Source organism: Rhodococcus pseudokoreensis, from assembly GCF_017068395.1.
Lineage (GTDB): Bacteria > Actinomycetota > Actinomycetes > Mycobacteriales > Mycobacteriaceae > Rhodococcus_F > Rhodococcus_F pseudokoreensis.
Genome location: NZ_CP070619.1, coordinates 5,193,466 through 5,214,805, shown reverse-complemented (window position 1 = coordinate 5,214,805; position 21,340 = coordinate 5,193,466). Strand labels below are relative to the sequence as shown.

Genomic DNA, 21,340 nt, shown 5'->3' with positions numbered 1-21,340 from the left:
TCCGTCGGCTCGTACTGCCGTGCGCTGGTTCCGACGGCATGACCAGCGCGGATACAACCGTGGACTCACCTCTCGATGGCGTGCTCTCAAGGATATCGCTGACGCTGTCCGCTGCGAGCGATCCTGCGGTGGCCGATGTGAGCCTCCCCATTTAGACAACTAGATTGATCAATTTGGTTGTACGCTTCGCTCATGATCACCGAACAGGCCACCGCGCAGGTCCTTCGCGAAGCCCTGCGCCCGATCTGGCGACAGCTCACGTCGGGCAGGACGATCTCGGTGGGAAAGACAGGTGTGCTCGCGTACCTGTCGAAGCACGGACGAACGTCGGCCTCGACCCTCGCGTCGGCCGAAAAGATCACGCCCCAGGCGATCGCGACGGCCGTGCGCGAGCTCGAAGGCCTCGGCCTGGTGGCGCGCACCCCCGACGAGCAAGACCGGCGCCGCATCTGGATCGAACTCACCGATGCGGGGCGGGAGCGACTGGCCCGGGAGCGGTCGGAAGGTCTGGACTGGCTGAACCACGCCATCGCGGAGCGACTGACGGCCGACGAGAAGCGAACACTCGACTCCGTCGTCCCGATTTTGCGCAAGTTGGTGGACGATGCACCCGTCGACTGAATCCGTGACCCGTCCCCGGTTGCTGCCCGCCCTCGCCTATGCCGCCCTGACCACCGCGGTCGTCAGTTCGCTCGGCATGCTGCTGGTGCCCACGATCTCGCAGGACATGCACGTCGAGGTGAGCACGGGCCAGTGGATGCTCACCGTCAACCTCCTGGTCGGGGCGATCGCCACGCCGATCATGGGCCGGCTGAGCGACGGACCCCACAAGAAGCGCCTGCTCCTGTGCTCCCTGGCGACGATCCTCATCGGTTCGATCATCGCCGCGTCCGCTCCCAACTTCACCGTGTTCCTGATCGGACGCGCACTGCAGGGACTCACGTACGGGATCGTTCCGGTGACGATCGCGCTCGCCCGCCGCTATCTCCCCGACAGTCAGGCGCGCGTCGGCATCTCGAGCCTGTCGGTGACCGTGACCACCGGCCTCGGGCTCGGTTACCCCCTGACCGGCATCCTCGCCGACCTTCTCGGGTTCCGCTTCGCCTTCTGGTTCGCGGCCCTGTTCCTGATCACCACCATCGTCGTCGTCTGGCGGGTGATTCCCGCGGGACCGGACGAGCGGGCACCTCGCTGCACTCTCGACGTCCCCGGCGCGCTGCTGGTGGGAACGGGTCTCGCGGCACTGCTCGTCGGCGTCAGCGAGGGCTCGCGGTGGGGATGGACCTCGCCGTGGACCGTCGGATTCTTCGCCGCGGCGGCGATACTGCTGACGCTGTGGTGCGTCGTGGAACTGCGCACCGCGAATCCGCTGATCAACCTGCGGGTGCTGCGCAACGGCGACGTGCTGGTCGCGAACAGCACCGCGATCGGTCTCGGCGCCACGATGTACATCGGACTCTCGATCGGCAGTCTCATCGCCCAGGCGCCCGCCTCCACCGGATACGGCATCGCGCTGCCGCTGTTCTGGGCCGGATTCGTGATGCTTCCGCTGTCGGTGGCGAGTTTCAGCGCGAACCGACTCGTGCGCGTGCTCTCGCAGCGGGTGCGTATGCGGACGCTGCTGCTCTCCGGCGCGGGCCTCGTGACGGCCTCGAGCGTGCTCCTCTGGTTCGCCCACGACGAACTGTGGGAAATCCTGACCGGCATGTTCGGGTTCGGGTTGGGAATGGGTATGACGTACGCGGCGATGCCTGCCCTGATCGCCCGCAGTGTCGCGGACACCGAACTCGGCAGTGCCGTGAGCTTCAACCAGGTGCTGCGCACCGTCGGCGGCTCGTTCGGCAGCGCGGTCGCGGGCGCGGTGCTCGCCGCGAACCTGGCACCGGACCTGCACCCCACCGAGGGTGGGATCAAGACCGCTCTCGCCGTCGGCGCCGTCGGCTGCGCGGTCGTCTTCGCGGCGCTGCTCGTCAACAACGTGATGTCGCGTCCGCCGGCCCCGGCATCGGAGCCGGCGGACGCCCGGTTCAGCCGGGGTTAGACACCCTCGACGACGGCGGCCATTCCCTGCCCACCGCCGATGCACATGGTGACGAGCGCCTTGCCGCCGCCACGCCGCTTCAGCTCATGCAGCGCGGTGGTCGTCATCCGTGCGCCCGTGGCGCCGATCGGGTGCCCGAGCGAGATGCCGGACCCGTTGACGTTGAGGCGGTCCCGGTCTTCGAAACCCCACTCCTTCAGGACCCCGAGCACCTGACAGGCGAACGCCTCGTTCAGCTCGATCAGCGTGAAGTCGTCGAAACTCGCACCGGTGCGGCGGAACAGCTTCGACGCGGCGGCGACCGGGCCGAGTCCCATCAGTGCCGGTTCGCACCCGGCGGCGGCCCACCCGGTGAGGAAACCCATCGGCTCGAGCCCGAGTTCGTCGAGTTTGTCCTCGGCGACGACGAGCATCGACGACGCCGCGTCGTTCTGCTGACTCGCATTGCCCGCGGTGACGACACCGTCCTTGACGACACTGCGCAGCCGCGCCAGCGATTCGGCGGTGGTGTCGGGGCGGATGCCCTCGTCACGCGCCACCACGGAGACGTTGCCCTTGCGGTCGGTGATCTTCACTTCGATCACCTCGTCGTCGAACTTGCCTGCCTCCCACGCGGCGTGGGCCTTGGCGTGACTGTCGGCGGCGAACGCGTCGGACTCCTCGCGGCCGATTCCGCACCGTGTCGCGACGTTCTCGGCGGTCTCGATCATTCCGCTGATCTTCCCGAATCGCCATTCCGGCTGGGAGCGCTCCCGGCCGCGGTCCAGGCGGTCGTAGAGGTTCAGCGATCCGGCGCGGGTGCCCCAGCGGGCCCCGGTGGTGTAGTGCTCGATGTTGCTCATCGACTCGACACCGCCGGCGAGGACGACGTCCGCGGCGCCGGTCTGCACCATCATCGACGCGGTCACGAGGGCCTGCAGTCCGGTGCCGCAGCGGCGGTCGGTCTGCAGTCCGGCGACGGAGATCGGCAGTCCCGCTTCGAGTGCGGCCCACCGTCCGATGCACGGGGCCTCGGAGTTGGCGTACGACTGCCCCATCGCGACGTCCTCGATGAGTTCGGGGTCGATGCCCGACCGTGCGACGGTCTCCTTGATGACGGCCGCCGCGAGGCTCTCGGCGGGTACGTCGCGCAGTCCGCCGCCGAAGCGGCCGACGGCGGTGCGGACGGGGGCGACCAGTGCTGCTCTTCGCATGTTGTTCCTCGTTTCAGGCGACCAGGACGCGGACGGTCTCGGCGACGCACGCCGGCTTGTCCTCGCCCTTGATCTCGATGGTGTATTTGACGACGACCTGCGCGCCCTGCTTGGTGTGCTCGAACGCCGCGATCTCGCCGCCGACCCGGATCGACGCTCCCACCTTCACGGGCTTCGGGAAGCGAACCTTGTTGAGGCCGTAGTTGATCGTCAACTTGGTGCCCTCGACCCGCATCAGGTCGGCCCCGAGCTTCGGCAGCAACGACAGCGTGAGATAGCCGTGGGCGATGGGGGCGCCGAACGGGCCCTCGGCGGCCCGCTCGGGGTCGACGTGGATCCACTGGTGATCGCCGGTGGCGTCGGCGAACACGTTCACGCGGTCCTGCGTGATCTCGAACCAGTCACTGTGGCCGAGATGTTCACCGACTGCGGCTTCGACGTCGTCGATGTTCTGAAATACGCGCATGAGCTCTCTTCGGGTCGGCCCGGTACCGGGCAGGGTGGGGACGGTCAGATGTTCACGTTCTCGAATACGGCTGCGATACCCTGGCCGCCGCCGATACACATCGTCTCGATGCCGTAGCGGGCCTGGCGACGGTCGAGTTCGCGAACCAGGTTGGCCAGGATGCGGCCACCGGTGGCGCCGACGGGGTGACCGAGCGAGATACCGGATCCGTTGACGTTGAACCGGTCTCGCATGTCGGACTCGTCGAACTTCCACTCCCGCGCACACGCCAGCACCTGCGCCGCGAACGCCTCGTTGATCTCGAGGAGATCGATGTGATTCAGCGTGAGCTTCGCCCGGGTGAGCGCCTTGTCGACGGCCGGGACCGGGCCGATGCCCATCCGGTTCGGCTCGACGCCGGCGACGCCCCAGCTGACGAGCCGGGCGAACGGGCGCAGTCCGAGACGTTCGGCGTTCTCGGGGGTGGTGACGATCGCGGCTGCGGCGGCGTCGTTCTGGCCGCACGCGTTGCCGGCGGTGACGGTCGCCTCCGGGTCGACGCGCGACCGGATGGCCCGCAGCGCCGACAGCGATTCGACGGTGACGTCGCGGCGCGGGTGCTCGTCGGTGGTGTGGACGACGGGGTCCTTGCCGCGCTTGCCGGGCACCGTCACCGGGATCGTCTCGGCGTCGAACAGACCACCGTCCTGCGCGCGGATCGCACGGGCGTGGGATTCGGCGGCGTACGCGTCCTGCTCCTCGCGGGTGATCGAGTACTCGCGGCGGAGGTTCTCCGCGGTTTCGATCATGCCGCCCTCGACGGGGAAGTTCACACCGCCGGAGTTGGTGCGAGGCTTGGCGAGTCGATCATGGAACTCCACCGACGCGCCCTTGACGCCCCAGCGCATCCCGGTGCTGTAGAACTCGGTCTGGCTCATCGACTCGGCGCCGCCCGCGATCACCAGGTCGCTCATCCCGGTCTGCACCTGCATGGCCGCGTAGATCACGGCCTGGAGCCCGGAGCCGCATCGGCGGTCGAGCTGGATGCCGGGCACGGTGACGTCGAGACCGGCGTCGAGCGCAGCGATCCGGCCGATGGCCGCCGCCTCGCCGTTGGCGTAGCCCTGACCGAAGATGACGTCGTCGATGTCCTCGGACGTCAGCGACGTCCGCTCGATCAGGCCCTTCAGCACCGTCGACGCGAGGGTGGTGACGGGGACGTCGCGGTACATGCCGCCGAATCCCCCGACGGGGGTGCGGACGGGTTCACAGATCACTGCGTCGTACATGGGTCAGAGCGCTTTCTTGGCTTCGCGGACGAGGCCGCCGCCGATGATCAGGCGCTGGATCTCGCTGGTGCCCTCGTACAGGCGCAGCAGCCGGACCTCACGGTAGATCCGTTCCACCGGAACGTCTCTCATGTAGCCGGTTCCGCCGTGGACCTGCACCGCCAGATCGGCGACCTTACCGACCATCTCCGTGCAGTACAGCTTCGCGACGGACGGGGAGATCCGGCGGTCCTCGCCGCTGACGTACTTCTGCGCCGCGTCCCGGACCAGCGCGCGGCCCGTGGACACACCCACCTGCTGGTCGGCGAGCATGGCCTGCACCAGCTGGAAATCGCCGATCGGGGTGCCGCCCTGCTTCGTGACCGCCGCGAACGCGACGGACTCGTCGAGCGCACGCTGGGCGCTGCCCACCGAGAGCGCCGCGATGTGGACGCGACCGCGGGCGAGGGACGTCATGGCGGCGCGGTAGCCGGCTTCCTCACTGCCGCCGACCAGCGCGGATTCGCCGACGACGACGTCGTCGAACGCCACCTCGGACGTCCAGGCACCCTCCTGGCCCATCTTCTTGTCCTTCGGCCCGACCACCACACCGGCGGTGTCGGCGGGGACCAGGAACACCGCGATGCCGGTGCCGGTCTCGTCGGCGGGACGGGTGCGCGCGAACACGACGAACAGATCGGCCAGCGGCGCGTTGGTGATGAACCGCTTGGTGCCGTTGATCGTCCACTTGCCGTCCTTCAGGACGGCGCGCGTGGTCAGGCCCGCCGGGTTCGATCCGGCCTCCGGCTCGGTCAGCGCGAACGAGGCGACCACGTCGCCGGACGCGATGCGCTCGAGCCATTCCGACTTCTGCTCGTCCGTACCGAAGTTCACCAGCACCTGGCCGGCGATCCCGTTGTTGGTGCCGAACATCGACCGCAACGCCAGGCTCGTGTACCCGAACTCCATCGCCATTTCGACGTCCTGCGTGAGGTCGAGTCCGAGCCCGCCCCACTGCTGCGGGATGGCGTACCCGAACAGACCCATCTCCGCCGCCTTGCGGCGAATGTCGTCCGGAATCAGATCCTTTTCCGCGATTTCATTTTCCCTGGGAATTACTTCCTTCTGAATAAAGGTCCTCGTCTGCGCGAGAATGTCCTTGAAGTCTTCGTCACTCACTTCACGTTCAGCCATGAGGTGAATATCCAGCAACCGGGCCGCGCTGTCAAGCGCGCCCTCCGAACGAGAACTCGCAGCACAGAGGCTATTTATGACCCATAGGAAGAAGGCAACTGTCGGTTTCCCTCAGCGTCTTTGACCACGGCCGTCCGAGGCACTTGAATAGATGTCGACCGCCCGGATTTCATTTCGGGCATATTCGCGAACAAACAAACTCCCGGCGAGATGGAATTCGATATTCGACATGGTTGGCAGACCCGAGGATGCACTCCTCTACAAGGGCTACACCGTCGATCCGCAGGAACTCGAACAGTTGCTGCTGTCACGGCGGGGCGTCCTCGACGCCGTCGTGGTCGGCCGCTCCGTCCCCGGGGTCGGGGAGATGCCGGTCGCGTTCGTGGTGGCGGACACCGCGGCGCAGCCGACCGCCGAGGAACTGATCGAGTTCGTGGCGGCCGCGGTGCCGCCGTACAAGAAGGTGCGGGAAGTGGTGTTCGTCGACGAGTTGCCCCTGTCCCCGCGGGGTGCGGTCCTGCGGTCCGCGCTGCGCGACCGCCTGAACCCGCACGCCGAAGACGTTCGTACAACTGAGGAAGGAACACACACATGACACTTCTCGAGGGACGGGTCGCCGTCGTCACGGGCGCTGCCCAGGGCATCGGTTTCGAGATGGCCAGGAAGTTCGCGAGCGAGGGCGCATCGGTCGTCCTCGGCGACATGCACGCCGAGAACGTGAAGGGCGCCGCCGCCAAGCTCGAGGCCGACGGCTTCCAGGCCGTCGCCGTGGCCTGTGACGTGACCGATCCGGAGCAGATGCAGAACCTGGGCAAGACGGCGCTCGACAGTTTCGGCGCGATGGACGTGTGGGTCAACAACGCCGGCATCACCCGCGACGCGACGCTGCGCAAGATGTCGCTCGCCGATTTCCGCTCCGTCATCGACGTGCACCTGCAGGGCGCGTGGCTGGGCACCCAGATCGCGTCGATCGCGATGCGTGAGGCGGGCAAGGGCTCCATCGTGAACATCTCGTCGATCTCGGGCAAGGTCGGGATGGTCGGGCAGACCAACTACAGCGCCGCGAAGGCCGGCATGGTGGGCCTGACCAAGGCCGCCGCGAAGGAGGTCGCTCACCTCGGGGTCCGGGTCAACGCGATCCAGCCCGGCGTAGTGAACACCGACATGATCCGGGCCCTGCGCGCCGACATCATCGAGGCGAAGCTCAAGGAGGTCCCGATGGGCCGCGGCGCCGAGCCCGAGGAGATCGCGAACGTTGCACTGTTCCTCGCGTCCGACCTGTCCAGCTACATGACGGGCACCGTCCTCGAAGTCACCGGCGGACGTCACATCTGACAACCGGCGCGTCTCCGCGCAGTAGTCTTCACTGGTGGAGTCGCGTCACGTGGAGTACTTTCTCGCCACCGTCGACAACGACGGCCTTGCGCTCGCGGCCGAGGCCCTGGGCGTCACGAAGCCGTCGTTGTCGAAGGGGCTGCGCAATCTCGAGCGTGACCTCGGTGTCGACCTGTTCCATCGCGTCGGCCGCGGCCTGGTGCTGAGCGCGGCGGGAAAGGCGTTCGTCGGCCCTGCCCGGCAGATCGTGCGCGACCTGGTGGCCGCCGAGAGTTCGCTCGTCGACGTCTCGGGTCTGCCGCGCGGCCGCCTCGACATCTGCGCGTCGGCGCACGTCGCGGAAGGCCCTGTCACGGAACTGATCGGGTCCTTCCGCAAGCAGTATCCGGGTGTCGTCGTCCGGCTCGCCGACCTGCGTCCCGTCGACGTCGTCGCGTCGCTGATCCGGGACGGGCACTGCGAGATCGCCTTCAGTCATTTCCCTTTTTCCGCACCGGGATTGACGACGCGCGTCCTCGGAATCCACGAATACTGGCTGGTGGTTCCGCACGACGCCGAGATCGTGTGGCGAGATCCGTTCCCGCTCGGTGATCTTCCGGACATTCCCGTGGTGGGGTTACCCAAGGAATCGTCTTCGCGGACCGTCATCGAGAAGGCGCTGCAGGCCGCGGGGAGCCGGACGACGCTGTCGGCCGTCGTCGAGCAGCGGGAAGCCGTCGGCGCGTTCGTCGTCGAAGGTGTGGGAATGTCGTTCATGGAACGCACCCTTGCGGAGCGGGCCGCCGGCGGCGGCGCACGGATCTGCCCTCTCGACCCGCCGATCACCGTCCCGTACGGGGTGATCTACGACGAGGCCAGACTGTCGCCCGCCGGACGCGCGTTCCTCGGCACGCTTGCGCCGTGAGTCTCGTCGAGCGCAGTGATGAACGCCGCCGCTGCAGGCGGAAGCGGATCCGGCCGATGGACGAACCCGACGGTACGCACCTCGGGCGGCGCGAGCGAGCGGACCACGACACCCGGCAGTTCCTGCTCGGCGACGCGCCGCGGGAGCAGGGTCGCCCCCGCCCCCTGGACCACCAGTTCCCACATCGACTGGCGATGCGCACATTCGACGGCGATGTTGTTCACCGGCAGTCTTGGGCGCGAACCGATCTCGACGATCATCGGAATGTCGGCGAGCAGGCCGACGGGCACCGGATCGGGGAGTTCGATCGCCAGATCGGCGTGCAGTGCGAGCACGATCTCCTGGTCGCCCACTGTCCGGAACTCGAGGCCCTGCTGGTCGACGAGCAGTTCGGTGAGCCCGAGGTCGCACTCCCCCGACCGGACCGCGCGGCCGACGCCGTCGGGACCGTCCGCCGACACCGTGGACAGGACCACCCTCGGGAACTGCCGGTGGAACCGGCCGACGAGACGGGGAAGCGGATCGGCGGCAAGCGAATTGAGAACCGCGATCGTGAGCGTTCCGGACCGTAGTTCGGCGACGTCGTGCACGACGGCCCGCGCCCGCTCGACATCCGCGAGCACCTGGCGCGCCGCGTGCGCGAACGACGCGCCTGCCGGGGTGATCCGCAGTTTCCGTCCCCCGCGATCGAACAGTTCGACACCGAGATCGCGTTCGAGAGTGCGGATCGCCTGCGACAGCGACGGCTGCGCGATGAACAGCGCCCGCGCAGCCTCGGTGACGCTGCCGTGATCGGCAACGGCAACCAGGTATTCGGCGTCCCGGATGTCCATCACCCGAGTCTAGCGACCACGAGGTCCGGGACCTAGACGACCTGCCGTCCGTTGGCGCGGAGGCGGTTCCAGTCGTCGATGTCGTGATTGACCACCCACGCCGTCGCGACCATCGAGGAGGGAGCCGAACTCGCAAAGCAGTACACCAACGGTCAGGGCGCGGACGCCCTCGTCATCACCGTCGGTGTGCTCGAACCCGAGCACGTCGCCCAGGCACTCACCTCGGTGCGCAAGGCGGGCACCGTCGTCGTCACCGCGGTCGGTGAGCATTCCCGGATCGGTCTCCCGATTCCGGTCGCCGACCTCACCCTCTCGCAGAAGCGTCTGCAGGGCTGCGTCTTCGGCTCGACGAACGGCACGTGGGACGTGAACCGGCTGCTGAACATGTACAGGGCCGGACAGCTCAACCTCGACGACATGATCACGCGCACCTACCGGCTCGACGACATCAACCAGGGCTACCGGGACCTGAAGGACGGCAAGAACATCCGCGGCGTCATCCTGTTCGACTGACCACCCGCACACAAAGAAGGGCCGCCCGGGAACTCCCGAGCGGCCCTTCCTCGTCCCGCGCCTACTCGGTCGTGGCGAGCGCCGGGGCCGTCCGGCTCGACTCGCCGACGACCTGGTCTCGGGTGATGCGGGTGAGAGCGATCGCCGCGACGGCCGCGAGCACGAGAGGCACGATGACCGCGAGGTACATCGCCCGCGGAGTCATGACGCTGAGCGCGTACCCGGCGACGATCGGCGACAGAATCGCACCTCCGCGGGCCACACCCATCATCGCTCCGTAGCCCTTGGCGCGCGCGAGCACCGGGTACGCCGCCGTCGACGTGGAGGTGAACCCGGACATGGCCGCGAAGGTGCCTCCGCCGAGAAGTCCGGCCATGGCCAGTGCGAACGGTCCCTGCAGCGTGAGTGCGAACCCGGCAATTGCCACGGCGGACACGGCCGACGTGATCACCGCGATCTGCGCGCCGGGGAACCGCAACCCGAACGCGCCGAACAGGCATCCTCCGACCACCGCACCGAAGCTGATCATGATGCCGGCCAGCGCACCGCTCCCCGCGTCACCACTGGCGTCCTTGATCAGTTGCGGCGTCCAGGTGCCGACGAAGTAGTACCCGGCGGTGAGCATCGAGTATCCGAATGTCAGGAGGACTGTGCGCGATCGCAGTTCCCGGCCGAGCAGACGGACCTCGCTCTGCGGCGCGGGGATCGCCCGATCAGCTTCCGTCGTCGTTCCCTTGCGGGCCAGGAAGTCGTCCGATTCGCGGAGGAACGCAGCGGTCACCACGAACGATACGACGCCCAGCGCGGCGCCGATCCAGAACATGCCCTGCCACGCCCCGCCTGCCAGTGCCACGAGTCCGGCGCCCGCGAAACCCGCGAGCGTCGTGCCGAGCGGATAGCCGACCATGACCAGGCCGAGCGCCACACTTCGCCGATTGGCCGGGACGACCTCCTGGCACAGGACGATGATGACGACGCTGATCGTGCCGATCGCGATGCCGGTGACGAAGCGGGTCGCCAGGAGCATCGCGAAACCGTTCGAGAGCGCCGACGCAGTCAGGCCCAGGGTGTTGGCCGCGAGGCCGACCAGCAGGATGCGCCGCCTGCCGATGACGTCGGCGAAGCGGGCGAGGCCGATCGCGCCGACCGCCATCCCGGCGAGGGCGGCACTGATCAGGTAGCCCTTCTCCGGATTGGTCGCGAAGCCCTCCGGCAGGTGCGGCATCGCGAAACCCATCACGAGGACGTCGTATCCGTCCAGCATGTTCAGGAACATGCAGAAGACCACGGATGCAATCTGATACGGGCGCATTCCCACGCGCGACGCCCAATCCTTCGTTGTGCTCATCAGGTCCCTCTCGCTCGTCGCACCGACAGTCGGTGCGACACAGATCACACTCGGAGCAATATATGATGTGTCGTGGATTATGTCGACTTCGAATTGTGATCGACTCGACTCGCGAGATTGCGGCGGGAAGTACGAGCGCTTTCACGCCCGGGAATCGGCAATCTCCGGCCGCGGCTCCGGGCTGCGGTCGACCACGCGGGCGCGGATGGTACATTATGTCGAGTCTTTCGAATCCGGGAAGGTGCGACCGACGATGCCCCTGAATGACAGGTCAAGACGACAGCAACTGCCCGAGGAAGTTGCCACGTACGTCCGCGAGATGATCATCTCCGGCGAGGTGCGTGCCGGCGACTTCCTCCGCATCGAGCGGATCGCCGAAGCCGTCGGAGTCAGCACGACACCCGTCCGCGAAGGACTCCTCGCCCTTCGGAGCGAAGGCTTCGTGGAAATGGTCCCCCGGCGCGGCTTCGTCGTGGCCCCGTTCACGAAGCAGGACGTGCGTGATCTGTTCTGGGCCCAGGCTCAGCTGGCCGCCGAACTGGCCGCACGGGCCGCCAAGAACATCACGCCCCAGCAGATCGCCGAACTCGAGGGAATCCTGAAGGAGCACGAGGACGCCATCGCACAGGGCGACACGGAGCGAATTTCCTCCCTCGGGCACGCGTTCCACCGAAAGATCAACCTGATCGCGGACTCACCGCGCCTCGCCCGCCTCCTCGGTTCCGTCGTCACGAATCTTCCGAACCGCTTCTACGCCACCATCGAGGGTCACGTCACCACGACCCAGGAGGAACACCCCCTCCTGCTCGATGCGTTGAAGAAGCACGCAGGCAAGCGGGCGAAGACGATCATGGAGTCGCACATCCTGGACGGCGCGGATCACCTGATCGACGAACTCGAGCAGCGCGGGCTGTGGGACACCGACGCCGAGGCCAACGCGGGCTGATCGCCCACTTTCTCGCACCATTCAGCTGTTCACGACAGCCCGGCGCACCCGGCCGACGAAAAGGCCCCATTACTTCGAGCGCCGTAGCCGCTCATCTTGGTGCCGCCGAATGGCGCGTGACAATCTGCGCAGGACGAGGGTCGGGACTGCCCCGAGTCGCTCGAGACACGCTCGATGCCCCAGGAGTTTCGATGCCCACTCGCGGTGAATCGATGATCGAGCGGGTCGTCGAGGTGCTCGAGGCGTTCAAGGGGGCGGGCGGCGCCCTGACGGCGTCGGAGATCGCGCGCAGGACCGCGATCCCGATGCCGTCGGCGCATCGGATCGTGGCCGAACTCGTCGACGTGGGATTCCTCGAACGCGACCCCGACCGCAGGCTTCGCATCGGCACCCGACTGTGGGAGGTGGTGGCCCGGTCGTCGAGCGCCCTCACGCTCCGGGAGGTCGCCCTGCCGTACATGGAGGACCTGCGGTCGGCGGTGCAGGCCCCCACGCTGCTGTCGGTACTCGACCGCAACGACGTCCTCAACCTGGAAACGCTGACGACGCGGCAACCGGGTGTCACCAACGTGACTCAGCCGGGGGTGCGGCTTCCCGCGCTGGCGTCGTCCCCGGGGATCGCGCTGGTGGCGTTCTCTCCGCCGGAGGTGCGGGAGCACATCCTGGCGACCGGCAAGATCACCCGGTTCACCGAGCACACCGTCGTCGACCGGACCGAACTACTGCGGATCGTGAACGAGACCCGGCGCACCGGTTACGTCGTCGCCCGCCGCTGGATCTCCCCCGACTCGACGGCGGTCGCCGTGCCGATCCTCGCCGACGACGGCACCGCGATCGGCGCGCTGTCGGTCACCACCGCGTTCGGCGCCGATGCGCCGTCGACCCTGCTGCCCGCGTTGCACGCCACCGCTCTCGGCATCTCCCGCGCAACACGCACCGCCGACGGCCCACGGTTGACGCTGCTGAAGCAGCAGATCCGGCACGCGACCGAGGTGCCCTGACCGGACTCGCCTTCTCGGTAGGCGAGAATCCCCCTATCCCCGAGCCGGGACATACGCGACCTTCTGACATGAAGCGGAACGCCGACTTGCGTTGCCGACAGCGATATCTCGACGCGGAAGAGGGACGACATGACGAAGTTCGCGATCCAGAACTCGGAAGATCCGATGAGCACCCTGTGCCGGATGGCGGTGCAGACCGACTACGACGATCTCCCGGCCGAGGTCGTCCGGCATGCCAAGCACACCCTGCTGGACTGCATGGCCGTGATGATCGGCGGCTCCGGGATGGATGGGATTCCGGCGATCGTGGATCTGGTCAAGGACAAGGGCGGCGCACCGCAGTCGGTCCTGCCCTTCTACGGTGGCCACGTCCCCGCCGCCGAGGCGGCACTGGCGATCGGCCCGATGCCCCGCGCGATGGACTGCGGCGATCTTCACGAAGAAGCAGGGCACATCAGCGAATACATCGTGGCCAGCCTGCTGGCAGCCACCGGGCTGCGGCCGGACGTCACCGGGAAGGAATTCCTGACGGCACTGGTCGTCGGGCAGGAGACGCTGATCCGCGTGGGCTCGGCCTACAAGGTCATCAGTACCGCCGTGAAGTCCCACGATTGCGGCGGCCACTACATCTTCGGTGCTGTCGCGGCCGTCGGTAAACTCCTCGGCTTCTCCCAGGACCTGCTCGAGAATGCCCAGGGCATCGCCCGCACGATGACGCAGCCGCACACGATGGCGATCTACGCACCGCCCACCCTGATGGTCCGGGTGCACCACGGCCTCGTCTGCCAATCGGCGATCACCGCCTGCCTCCTCGCGGAGAAGGGCATCACCGGCCCCCGCCGGGAAGTGCTGACCGGCCCCAACGGATACCTGCGCACGGCCCGCTGGGAGACGGACCCCGCGCTGCTCACCCGGGATCTGGGTGAGCGCTGGGAGACGACGAACATCACCACCAAGGGGTACAGCGCCTGCTACTTCTCGCACTCCTCCATCGACGGCATCCTGGATCAGATGCGCACCCACGATTTCGGCCCCGACGACATCGCCACCGTCCACATCGACGTCTCCACGTCCGGCTGGCGCGCCGTGTGCGAACCGACCGACGTGAAGTGGCACCCGCGGACGGTCCCCGAATGTCAGTTCAGCCTCCCGTACGCCGTCGCGACCGCCGCGATCGACAAGAGCGTCTTCGTGCAGTCGTACACGGACGAGGCACGGCAACGTGAGGACGTCCGAGAGCTGATGTCCAGGATCTCCGCCGCCGAGGACCCGTCGGTGTCGGACTGGGGTGCACGGCTCACGACCACGCTGGGCGACGGCCGCACGATCACCACCGAACACGTCTACGTCAAGGGGCACCCGAACAACCCGTTCAGCGAGCAGGACTTCGTCGACAAGTTCCGCAAGTGCGTGCCGTACTCGGTGCATCCGCTGGACGAGCAGGTGGTCGACACGATGATTCACGACGTGCTGTACCTCGACAAGGTGGACGACGTCGTCGCCTCCCTGCTCCTGCCGCTGACACCCTGACCCTTCCCGGCGCCGGGTGCCGGGCCTGCGGCGTGAAGAGGTCGCGCAGTTGGCCCGAACCTCGTCCGGTTCATCTTCTTCGACCCGCACGCCGACGACGTGTTCCCGGAATGGAGCACCGCGGCGGACGACGCCGTGACCCTGCTGCGGGTGGAGGCCGCACACTCACCCCAGTCGACGGTCGTCACCGGACTCGTCGGCGAACTCGCCACGCGGAGCTAGGAATTCCGCACCCGCTGGGCCGCCCACAACGTGAAAGCCCATCGGCACGGTGCCAAACAGTTCCGGCATCCGGACGTCGGTGACCTGTCGCTGACCTACAACGTCTTCGACATCACGGGTGCGGGCGGATTGTCCCTCGTCGGGTACACCGCGGAACCGCAGTCACCGTCCGAGCAGGCCCTGCGCCTGCTCGCGATCGTGGCCGCGACCGATCACACCCCGACCGATACACCCTCCACGGCAACCGAATAGGCGGGGTCTCCGACGCTACCGGTCCTGCCAGCTGACGACCTCGTCGAGCGTCGCGCGTGCGGTCCGGTAGCTGTTCGCCGGGTGGTCGAGGTCGGCGTAGCCGAAGGAGATCCCCACCAGAATCTTGCGGTCGTCCGCGATGCCGAAATGCTCACGGATGAAGGGAGACTGGCTCGCCAGGGCGGCCTGCGGGATCGTGGCGATCCCCAGGCTCCGCGCCGCCAGCAGGAGGGTGCCGAGGTACAGCCCGGAATCCACCGCGCCGTACACGCCCTGCTCGGCATCGGTCGTGATGATCGCGACGTGCGGAGCGCCGAACAGGCGGAAGTTCTCGAACGACTGGCGCGCGGACGCGGCGCGGTCACCGCGTTCGACGCCCACGGCCTGATACAGCTGCCATCCGCTCGCCCGGCGCCGGTCTCGATAGACGTCGCGGTACTCCGCGGGCGGATCGATTTCGAACGCGGCACTGTGCTGCTGCGCGTACTCCGCGAGACCGTCGCGGAATCGCCCGGTTCCCGCACCGCTGGTCACGATGACCTGCCAGGGCTGCGTGTTGCACCACGACGCGGACCGCTGCGCCAGCGTGAACATGCGCTCGATGAGCGGTCGCGGAACGTCGCGCGGCTCGAACGCGCGGCAACTCCACCGTGTCGCCAGCAGGTTCTCCAGCACTGCGGACTCGTCGTCGACCGGACCCATCACGATCCCCTCGGTCGATACATCGGCAGACATCGATTGCTCACCCATCGTCGTTCGAATACGGAATATGTGCGCCTACGGAATATGTGTGCGTCGGGCGCGATCAGACTGAGGGTTCGACGAACAGAACGTCCGCCTGCACCAGATCGTCGATCTGCTCGGCGGAGTACACCTCCGAGGCGACGTCGCGGCTGTCGGCGCCGACCCGCGGCGCGGTGCCCGCTCGATCGGGGCGTTCGCCCGCGAACCGCCACGGCGGCCGGATCAGCGCCAGCCCGTCCTGCTGCCGTTCGACCAGTTCGAGCCATTCCACCTGCTCGTGCTCGACGAATCCGGTCATCGACAGCACCGGGGCGAACGGCACGTCCGCAGCGGAGAGGGCGTCCTCCCAATGCTGCAGCGACTGCTGCTCGAATTCGGCTTCGACGATCTTGGCCAGTTCGTGGTAGTTCGACTCCCGGGGGCGGTACTCGGCGAAGCGGGGATCCTCGGTGAGATCCATCCGGTTCATCGCCGTGCACAGCGAGCGCCAGAATTTCTGCGAGGACGACAGGTGGACCGCCAGGTACTCCCCGGAGACGGTCTTGACGCAGAAGTTCTGCGCCTGCGGGTGCCTGCTCTGCCTGCTCGGGTCGTATCCCAGTTCGAAGGACTGCGTGATCCCGTCGGTCGCCAGCACGCTGACGGCCTCCATGATCGACGTCTCCACGTGTTGCGGCGAGCCGGTACGCAGCCGTCCGACCAGCGCCGCGAGGACGCCCGTGGCCGTACTCAGACCGGTGATCAGGTCCGCACTCAGCCCGCCGGCCAGCTGTGGCCGGGCGTCGTCGCCGAACAGGGAGTAGAGACCGCCGAACGCATGCCCGATCGTGTCGTAGGCGGGGCGGCTGGCCAGCGGGCCTCCGGAGCCGAACCCGGTCACCGACCCGTAGACGAGGTCGGATCGCAGTGCGCGGCACTCGTCGGGCCCGAGGCCCAGCGCCGCCAACTTGCCGGGCCGCAGGTTCTCGAGGACCACGTCGAATTGCGGTACGAGGGCCTTGACCAGCGCAACGCCTTCGGGCCGCTTCAGGTCGATCGACAGGCTCCGCTTTCCGGTGTTGTACTGGCGGAAGTAGGGGCTGCCGTCGTTCTGGTGGCGGCGGAAGTCCTCCCCGACGACGGGCTTCTCCACCTTCACGACCTCTGCGCCGAGCGCGCACAGGATCGACGTGGCGAACGGAAGGGCGATGTACCCCCCGATCTCCAGGATGCGGATCCCGTCGAGCGGCTTGTGCTGCATGGGCATGCCTCCATGTGTCGCGAGTAACAATATAATACATTATCCACCATTCGATGGATGTCAAGGTGGGGTCGCCGACACCGCCGCCGAAACGACCGTCCGCCTCGACGCCGCCGGATAGGATTCTGGGCGCCGAGGAGGAATCCATGATGATCGGGCAAGCCCGCAGCACCCACCGTGAGGTTTCGCCGCTCGAGCTGTTCTTCGACCTCGTGTTCGTGCTGGCGATCGGTCAGCTCACGCACCATCTCGTCGACCACCTGACCTGGCACGGCGCCGCCGAAACCCTCGTGGCGCTCGTTGCGGTGTGCGGGGTCTGGGCATTCACCACGTTCGAGATCACCCTCCTTGACATCGAACGCACCGCCACCCGCGCCGTGACGATCACGGTGATGGGCCTCGGCCTGTTCATGAACGCCGGCATCGGACACGCGTTCGACGAAAGCCCTTGGCTCTTCGTCGTTCCCATGCTGCTGGCGTTGATCGGCCCCGCCGTCTACGCGGCGGCCACCGCCCCGACACCCCGCCTCCGCACGCATTTCCTGCACGTGCTGATCTGGTTCGCGGTCTCGGCGCCGTTCTGGGTGGCCGGCGCCGCACTCGACCCGGAATGGCGCCTGTGGCTGTGGGCGGTGGCCGCGCTCGTCGACCTCGTCGGCACCTGGAGCGCGCACCCGCTGCCGAGCGGACGCACACAGACGCAGCAACTTCCGTTCGACGCCGAGCACATGCTCGAGCGGATGCGACTGTTCCTCATCATCCTGCTGGGCGAGACGGTCCTGACCCTGGGACGCGTGATTGCCGCCCATCATTCCGACGCACTGACGCTGGCGCTGGCGGCGGGGTGCTTCGTCGCGCTCGTCTGCCTGTGGGCCGTCTACTTCGGGCGCGCCGAACAGATCGTGGAAAGTCATATCGCCGCCACCGAGAACCCGATCCGATCCGTGCACATCGGGATCAACGTGATCTACGGCGTCGTCACCGGCCTCGTCATGTTCGCCGCGGGCAGCGAGTTGGTGCTCGCCCACGCCGGCGACGACCGGGCGGGGTTGGGCGGCGTGCTGATGCTCGCGGGTCCGGCGATCTACCTGCTCTCGCACGCGATCTACTTCCGGCTCACCACCCACACCGGCTGGGTGCCGCGCGCCGTCGGCGCCGCCGTGCTCGCATCGGCCTCCGTCGCGGCGTACTGGCTGCCGTCCTACGCCGTCGTCCTCGCACTGGTCCTCATCCTCCTCGCGGTGGCCGTTGCCCTCACCAGAGACGTGTCTGCGAGCGAAACCTGAACTCACGGTAAACAATTGCCCGCTTCAGGAATGCTGATGTGCGGCGCTGTCGGTCGCGATCCAGCTGGACAGCAGGCGGAGGGCCTCCTCGGAGGAGGAACCCGCCGCCGCGGTGAATCCGTACAGGGTGAGACCGGCCGCGCTGGTCACCTCGAGCGCCTCGAAACGCAACGTCAGGTCGCCGACGGCCGGATGATGGAACCGCTTCGTTCCGCGCCGGTGCGCCTTGATGTCGTGAGCCGCCCAGCGAGTGCGGAACTCGTCGCTGCGGGTGGCGAGCTCGCCGACGAGACCGGTGACCGCCGCCGAGTACGGCGACCGCGCCGCCTCGACCCGCAGCATCGCGACGGCGTCGTCGGCCGCGTTGTTCCAGTCGGGGAACGTCTCGTCGGCGCGGCGATCGAGGAAGATGAACCGGGCCAGGTTGGGCGGGCCGTCCACGCGGTCGTACACGTCGGCGTACAGCGCGCGACCGAGCGCGTTGGCGCCAACGATGTCGAGGTGACCGTTCTGCACGACGGCGGGGGCGGTGATCATCGCATCGACGAGCGCCTGGACCGGCTCCGGCATCTCGACGCGCGCCCGGGCGGGCTTACGCCTGCGGGGCTTCGTGGCCGCGGCGCGGGCGAGGGTGAACAGATGCTTCGTCTCCTCGTCGTCGAGTCGCAGCGCCGTCGCGATGGCGTCCAGCACCTCGTCGGACACGCCCGACACGCCGCCGCGTTCGATCTGCACGTAGTACTCTGCGCTCACTCCGGCGAGCAGTGCGACCTCCTCGCGACGTAACCCGGCGACCCGACGTCGGCCGCCGGCGGGCAGGCCCACCTGGTCGGGCGTGATGCGTGCGCGACGGGTCGTCAGGAAGTCCTTGATCTCCTTGGCGATCTCCATACCTGCAGCCTAGGGACCTCCGACGGTCCAAGGGAGGGGCTGCCGGTACCCCCGATAACCGGCCTCTGGTAGGGCCCCGCGGATCGCAGCAGAGTGATGAGTGCGGGTCGAGGACATCGTTCACGACGCAGTGACATTCAGCGTCCACGACGCAGTGACATTCAGCGTCCACGACGCAGTGACATTCAGACCGTCGGGCTCCGGCGGACGACGAAGGGAAATCAATTCATGGCCACGGACAGGATCGAGACCGTCAGCGTCAAGACCCCGTACTGGGACATCGCGGCGGACATATACTTCCCGCCCGGATTCGACCAGACCAAGAAATACCCGGCCATCATCAGCGCACACCCGATCGGCAGCTGCAAGGAGCAGACCTCCGGCAACGTGTACGGCACCGCCCTCTCCGACGCCGGCTACGTCGTGATCGCGTTCGACGCCAGCTACCAGGGCGCCAGCGGGGGCGAACCCCGATTCATCGAAGACCCCGCGCAGCGAGTCCAGGACTTCAGCTACGTCGTCGACCACCTCGTCACCGTCCCCTACGTCGACGCCGACCGGATCGGTGTGCTCGGCATCTGCGGCGGCGGCGGATACTCCATCGCCGCCGCGAAGACCGACCGTCGCATCAAAGTCGTCGGCAGCGTCGTCGGCGTCAACTTCGGTCACCTGCTGCACGAGGCCTTCAGTGCCTACGACCCGATCGCCACACTGGACGCGATCGCCGCGCAGCGCACCGCAGAGGCCCGCGGCACCGAACCGAACGTCGAGAATCTGCTGCCGCCCACGGTGGACGCGGCAGCCGGGATGGGACTCGACGTGGCCGAGGCCACCGAGTACTACAAGACGTCCCGCGGGGAGAAGCCGAACGGCGCCACCCGCAGCCTGATCTCACGACGGGCCGCGGGATACGGATGGGACGCCTTCACCCACGCCGAAGTGCTTCTCACCCAACCGCTGTGCGTCGTCGTCGGCGACAAGCCCGGCGCGTTCGGCTCCTACCGCGACGGCCTCGAGATCTACCGCCGCGCCCGCTCCGAAAAGAAACAACTCGTCGTGGCCGAAGGCTTCTCGCACTACGACCTGTACGACCAGCCCGAGCCCGTCAAGATCGCCCTCGCAGCCCTGATCCCGTTCTACGACACCAACCTCTGACCACGCACCATCAGAAAGAGACACAGCAATGGACAGCATCACCTTCCCCAACGGCCCGATCGCCATGGCAGGCAACCTGTTTCTCCCCGACAACTTCGATCCGCAGAGCAGCTACGCGGCCGTCGTCACCGTGCACCCCGGCGGCGGTGTGAAGGAGCAGACCGCAGGTCTGTACGCCGCGAAGCTCGCCGAGGAAGGCTTCGTGACACTGGCGTACGACGCTTCCTTCCAGGGTGAGAGCGGCGGCGAACCCCACCACCTCGAGGACCCGGCAGCGCGAGTCGAGGACGTTCGCGCCGCCGTCGACTTCCTGCAGAGCCTGGGCTACGTGGATGCCGAGCGGATCGGTGTTCTCGGTGTCTGCGCCGGCGGCGGATACGCCGTGAACGCGGCCCTGACCGACTACCGGATCAAGGCTGTCACCACCGTCAGCGCCGTGAACATCGGCACCTCGTTCCGACGTGGTTGGTACGGAACCGATTCCGACGCGGCCGCGGTGCCCACACTGCAGGCAGTCGCGCAGCAGCGGACCGCCGAGGCGCAGGGCGCCGACCCGGCGTACATCCCGTACGTTCCGGAACAGCCGGACGACAGCACTCCGCGCGACCTGGTCGAGGCACACGACTACTACCTCACCCCGCGGGCGCAGCACCCGAACGCGAAGAACAAGCAGCTGTTCACCAAGAGCATCTCGCGGATCTTCACGTTCGACGCGTTCAACCTGGTCGAGGACCTGTTCACGGCACCGCTGCTGATCGTCGCGGGCAGTGAAGCCGGTTCGCTGTGGATGTCCACCGAATTGCACAGCCGGGTGCGCAGCCCCAAGAAGCTGGTGGTCGTCGACGGCGGCGCCCACATGGACTTCTACGACGTGCCGAAGTACGTCGATCACGCCGTGGCGGAGGCGACCCCGTTCTTCCGGGAGAACCTCGCCGCTCACCCCGACGAGAACTGATACACCGGCCGATCAGACCCACCCGAGCTCCTGGATCCCCAGGG

21 protein-coding genes and 1 pseudogene are annotated in these 21,340 nt (G+C 67.5%); 13 read left to right on the top strand and 9 right to left on the bottom strand.

What is annotated here, in order from left to right:
- Positions 1-192 precede the first annotated feature (192 nt).
- Positions 193-621 carry a MarR family winged helix-turn-helix transcriptional regulator gene (locus tag JWS13_RS28965; RefSeq protein WP_206008848.1) on the top strand — a complete coding sequence of 143 codons (429 nt, stop codon included), beginning with the start codon at positions 193-195 and terminating at the stop codon, positions 619-621.
- On the top strand, positions 605-2,041 hold the full coding sequence (locus JWS13_RS28960; RefSeq protein ID WP_206008847.1) for an MFS transporter: 1,437 nt from the start codon (positions 605-607) through the stop codon (positions 2,039-2,041). Before JWS13_RS28965 ends, JWS13_RS28960 begins: the two co-directional genes overlap by 17 nt.
- Here JWS13_RS28960 and JWS13_RS28955 read toward each other — a convergent pair.
- Genes JWS13_RS28955 through JWS13_RS28940 form a run of 4 tightly spaced genes read right to left on the bottom strand, consistent with a single transcriptional unit; the run spans position 2,038 to position 6,141 of the window.
- The gene (locus JWS13_RS28955; RefSeq protein WP_160097446.1) at positions 2,038-3,234 is read right to left on the bottom strand and encodes an acetyl-CoA C-acetyltransferase; all 1,197 of its coding nucleotides are present in this window, start codon (positions 3,232-3,234) and stop codon (positions 2,038-2,040) included. The genes JWS13_RS28960 and JWS13_RS28955 overlap by 4 nt on opposite strands.
- Positions 3,235-3,247: 13 nt before the next feature.
- Positions 3,248-3,700 (bottom strand): MaoC family dehydratase, encoded by a 453-nt coding sequence (locus JWS13_RS28950; protein ID WP_206008846.1) that lies wholly within the window; start codon positions 3,698-3,700, stop codon positions 3,248-3,250.
- 44 nt (positions 3,701-3,744) lie between these two features.
- Positions 3,745-4,968, bottom strand: a complete 1,224-nt coding sequence (locus JWS13_RS28945; RefSeq protein WP_206008845.1) for an acetyl-CoA C-acetyltransferase — start codon at positions 4,966-4,968, stop codon at positions 3,745-3,747.
- Between the two features lie 3 nt (positions 4,969-4,971).
- Positions 4,972-6,141, bottom strand: a complete 1,170-nt coding sequence (locus tag JWS13_RS28940) for an acyl-CoA dehydrogenase family protein (RefSeq protein ID WP_087559374.1) — start codon at positions 6,139-6,141, stop codon at positions 4,972-4,974.
- A gap of 229 nt (positions 6,142-6,370) precedes the next feature.
- Between JWS13_RS28940 and JWS13_RS28935 the strand changes: the two genes are divergently transcribed.
- From JWS13_RS28935 to JWS13_RS28925, 3 genes are read left to right on the top strand one after another with little or no spacing between them, the layout of a single operon-like run.
- The gene (locus tag JWS13_RS28935) at positions 6,371-6,736 is read left to right on the top strand and encodes an AMP-binding enzyme (RefSeq protein WP_087559373.1); all 366 of its coding nucleotides are present in this window, start codon (positions 6,371-6,373) and stop codon (positions 6,734-6,736) included.
- Positions 6,733-7,476, top strand: coding sequence for a 3-oxoacyl-ACP reductase FabG (gene fabG, locus JWS13_RS28930; RefSeq protein ID WP_087559372.1), 744 nt, complete (start codon positions 6,733-6,735; stop codon positions 7,474-7,476). Before JWS13_RS28935 ends, fabG begins: the two co-directional genes overlap by 4 nt.
- Before the next feature lie 34 nt (positions 7,477-7,510).
- Complete coding sequence (locus tag JWS13_RS28925; protein ID WP_206008844.1) at positions 7,511-8,380, top strand: LysR family transcriptional regulator; 870 nt, start codon at positions 7,511-7,513, stop codon at positions 8,378-8,380.
- Here the strand turns inward: JWS13_RS28925 and JWS13_RS28920 are convergent.
- A complete protein-coding gene (locus JWS13_RS28920) occupies positions 8,320-9,213 on the bottom strand; it encodes a LysR family transcriptional regulator (RefSeq protein WP_206008843.1) in 894 nt (297 codons plus the stop codon). The two genes, JWS13_RS28925 and JWS13_RS28920, sit on opposite strands and share 61 nt — an antisense overlap.
- 87 nt (positions 9,214-9,300) lie before the next feature.
- Between JWS13_RS28920 and JWS13_RS28915 the strand changes: the two genes are divergently transcribed.
- Positions 9,301-9,726 carry a zinc-binding dehydrogenase gene (locus JWS13_RS28915; protein WP_241032372.1) on the top strand — a complete coding sequence of 142 codons (426 nt, stop codon included), beginning with the start codon at positions 9,301-9,303 and terminating at the stop codon, positions 9,724-9,726.
- Positions 9,727-9,787: 61 nt separating this feature from the next.
- On the opposite strand, the gene JWS13_RS28910 is transcribed toward JWS13_RS28915, so the two are convergent.
- Positions 9,788-11,074 (bottom strand): MFS transporter, encoded by a 1,287-nt coding sequence (locus JWS13_RS28910; RefSeq protein ID WP_206008842.1) that lies wholly within the window; start codon positions 11,072-11,074, stop codon positions 9,788-9,790.
- Positions 11,075-11,327: 253 nt separating this feature from the next.
- Between JWS13_RS28910 and JWS13_RS28905 the strand changes: the two genes are divergently transcribed.
- The 4 genes and pseudogenes from JWS13_RS28905 to JWS13_RS28890 all read left to right on the top strand — a co-directional run.
- Positions 11,328-12,020, top strand: a complete 693-nt coding sequence (locus JWS13_RS28905; RefSeq protein WP_206008841.1) for a GntR family transcriptional regulator — start codon at positions 11,328-11,330, stop codon at positions 12,018-12,020.
- Positions 12,021-12,211: 191 nt separating this feature from the next.
- Positions 12,212-13,021, top strand: a complete 810-nt coding sequence (locus JWS13_RS28900; RefSeq protein ID WP_241032371.1) for an IclR family transcriptional regulator — start codon at positions 12,212-12,214, stop codon at positions 13,019-13,021.
- A 129-nt stretch (positions 13,022-13,150) separates the two neighbouring features.
- Complete coding sequence (locus JWS13_RS28895; protein WP_206008840.1) at positions 13,151-14,551, top strand: MmgE/PrpD family protein; 1,401 nt, start codon at positions 13,151-13,153, stop codon at positions 14,549-14,551.
- A gap of 63 nt (positions 14,552-14,614) precedes the next feature.
- Positions 14,615-15,025 (top strand): annotated as a pseudogene (locus JWS13_RS28890) (MmyB family transcriptional regulator); the annotation flags it as partial.
- Positions 15,026-15,040: 15 nt separating this feature from the next.
- Here the strand turns inward: JWS13_RS28890 and JWS13_RS28885 are convergent.
- Both JWS13_RS28885 and JWS13_RS28880 read right to left on the bottom strand, forming a co-directional pair.
- Entirely contained in the window at positions 15,041-15,760 is a 720-nt protein-coding gene (locus JWS13_RS28885) for a nitroreductase (protein ID WP_241032370.1), read from the bottom strand.
- A 70-nt stretch (positions 15,761-15,830) separates the two neighbouring features.
- Positions 15,831-17,009 (bottom strand): CaiB/BaiF CoA transferase family protein, encoded by a 1,179-nt coding sequence (locus tag JWS13_RS28880; RefSeq protein WP_206008839.1) that lies wholly within the window; start codon positions 17,007-17,009, stop codon positions 15,831-15,833.
- 53 nt (positions 17,010-17,062) lie between these two features.
- On the opposite strand from JWS13_RS28880, the gene JWS13_RS28875 reads away from it, so the two are divergent.
- On the top strand, positions 17,063-18,295 hold the full coding sequence (locus JWS13_RS28875) for a low temperature requirement protein A (protein ID WP_241032369.1): 1,233 nt from the start codon (positions 17,063-17,065) through the stop codon (positions 18,293-18,295).
- Between the two features lie 24 nt (positions 18,296-18,319).
- Here JWS13_RS28875 and JWS13_RS28870 read toward each other — a convergent pair whose 3' ends face one another.
- A complete protein-coding gene (locus JWS13_RS28870) occupies positions 18,320-19,186 on the bottom strand; it encodes a helix-turn-helix domain-containing protein (protein WP_206008838.1) in 867 nt (288 codons plus the stop codon).
- A 228-nt stretch (positions 19,187-19,414) separates the two neighbouring features.
- Between JWS13_RS28870 and JWS13_RS28865 the strand changes: the two genes are divergently transcribed.
- Positions 19,415-20,341, top strand: a complete 927-nt coding sequence (locus JWS13_RS28865) for an alpha/beta hydrolase (protein ID WP_206008837.1) — start codon at positions 19,415-19,417, stop codon at positions 20,339-20,341.
- Between the two features lie 28 nt (positions 20,342-20,369).
- A complete protein-coding gene (locus JWS13_RS28860) occupies positions 20,370-21,296 on the top strand; it encodes an alpha/beta hydrolase (protein WP_206008836.1) in 927 nt (308 codons plus the stop codon).
- The last annotated feature ends 44 nt before the right edge of the window (positions 21,297-21,340 follow it).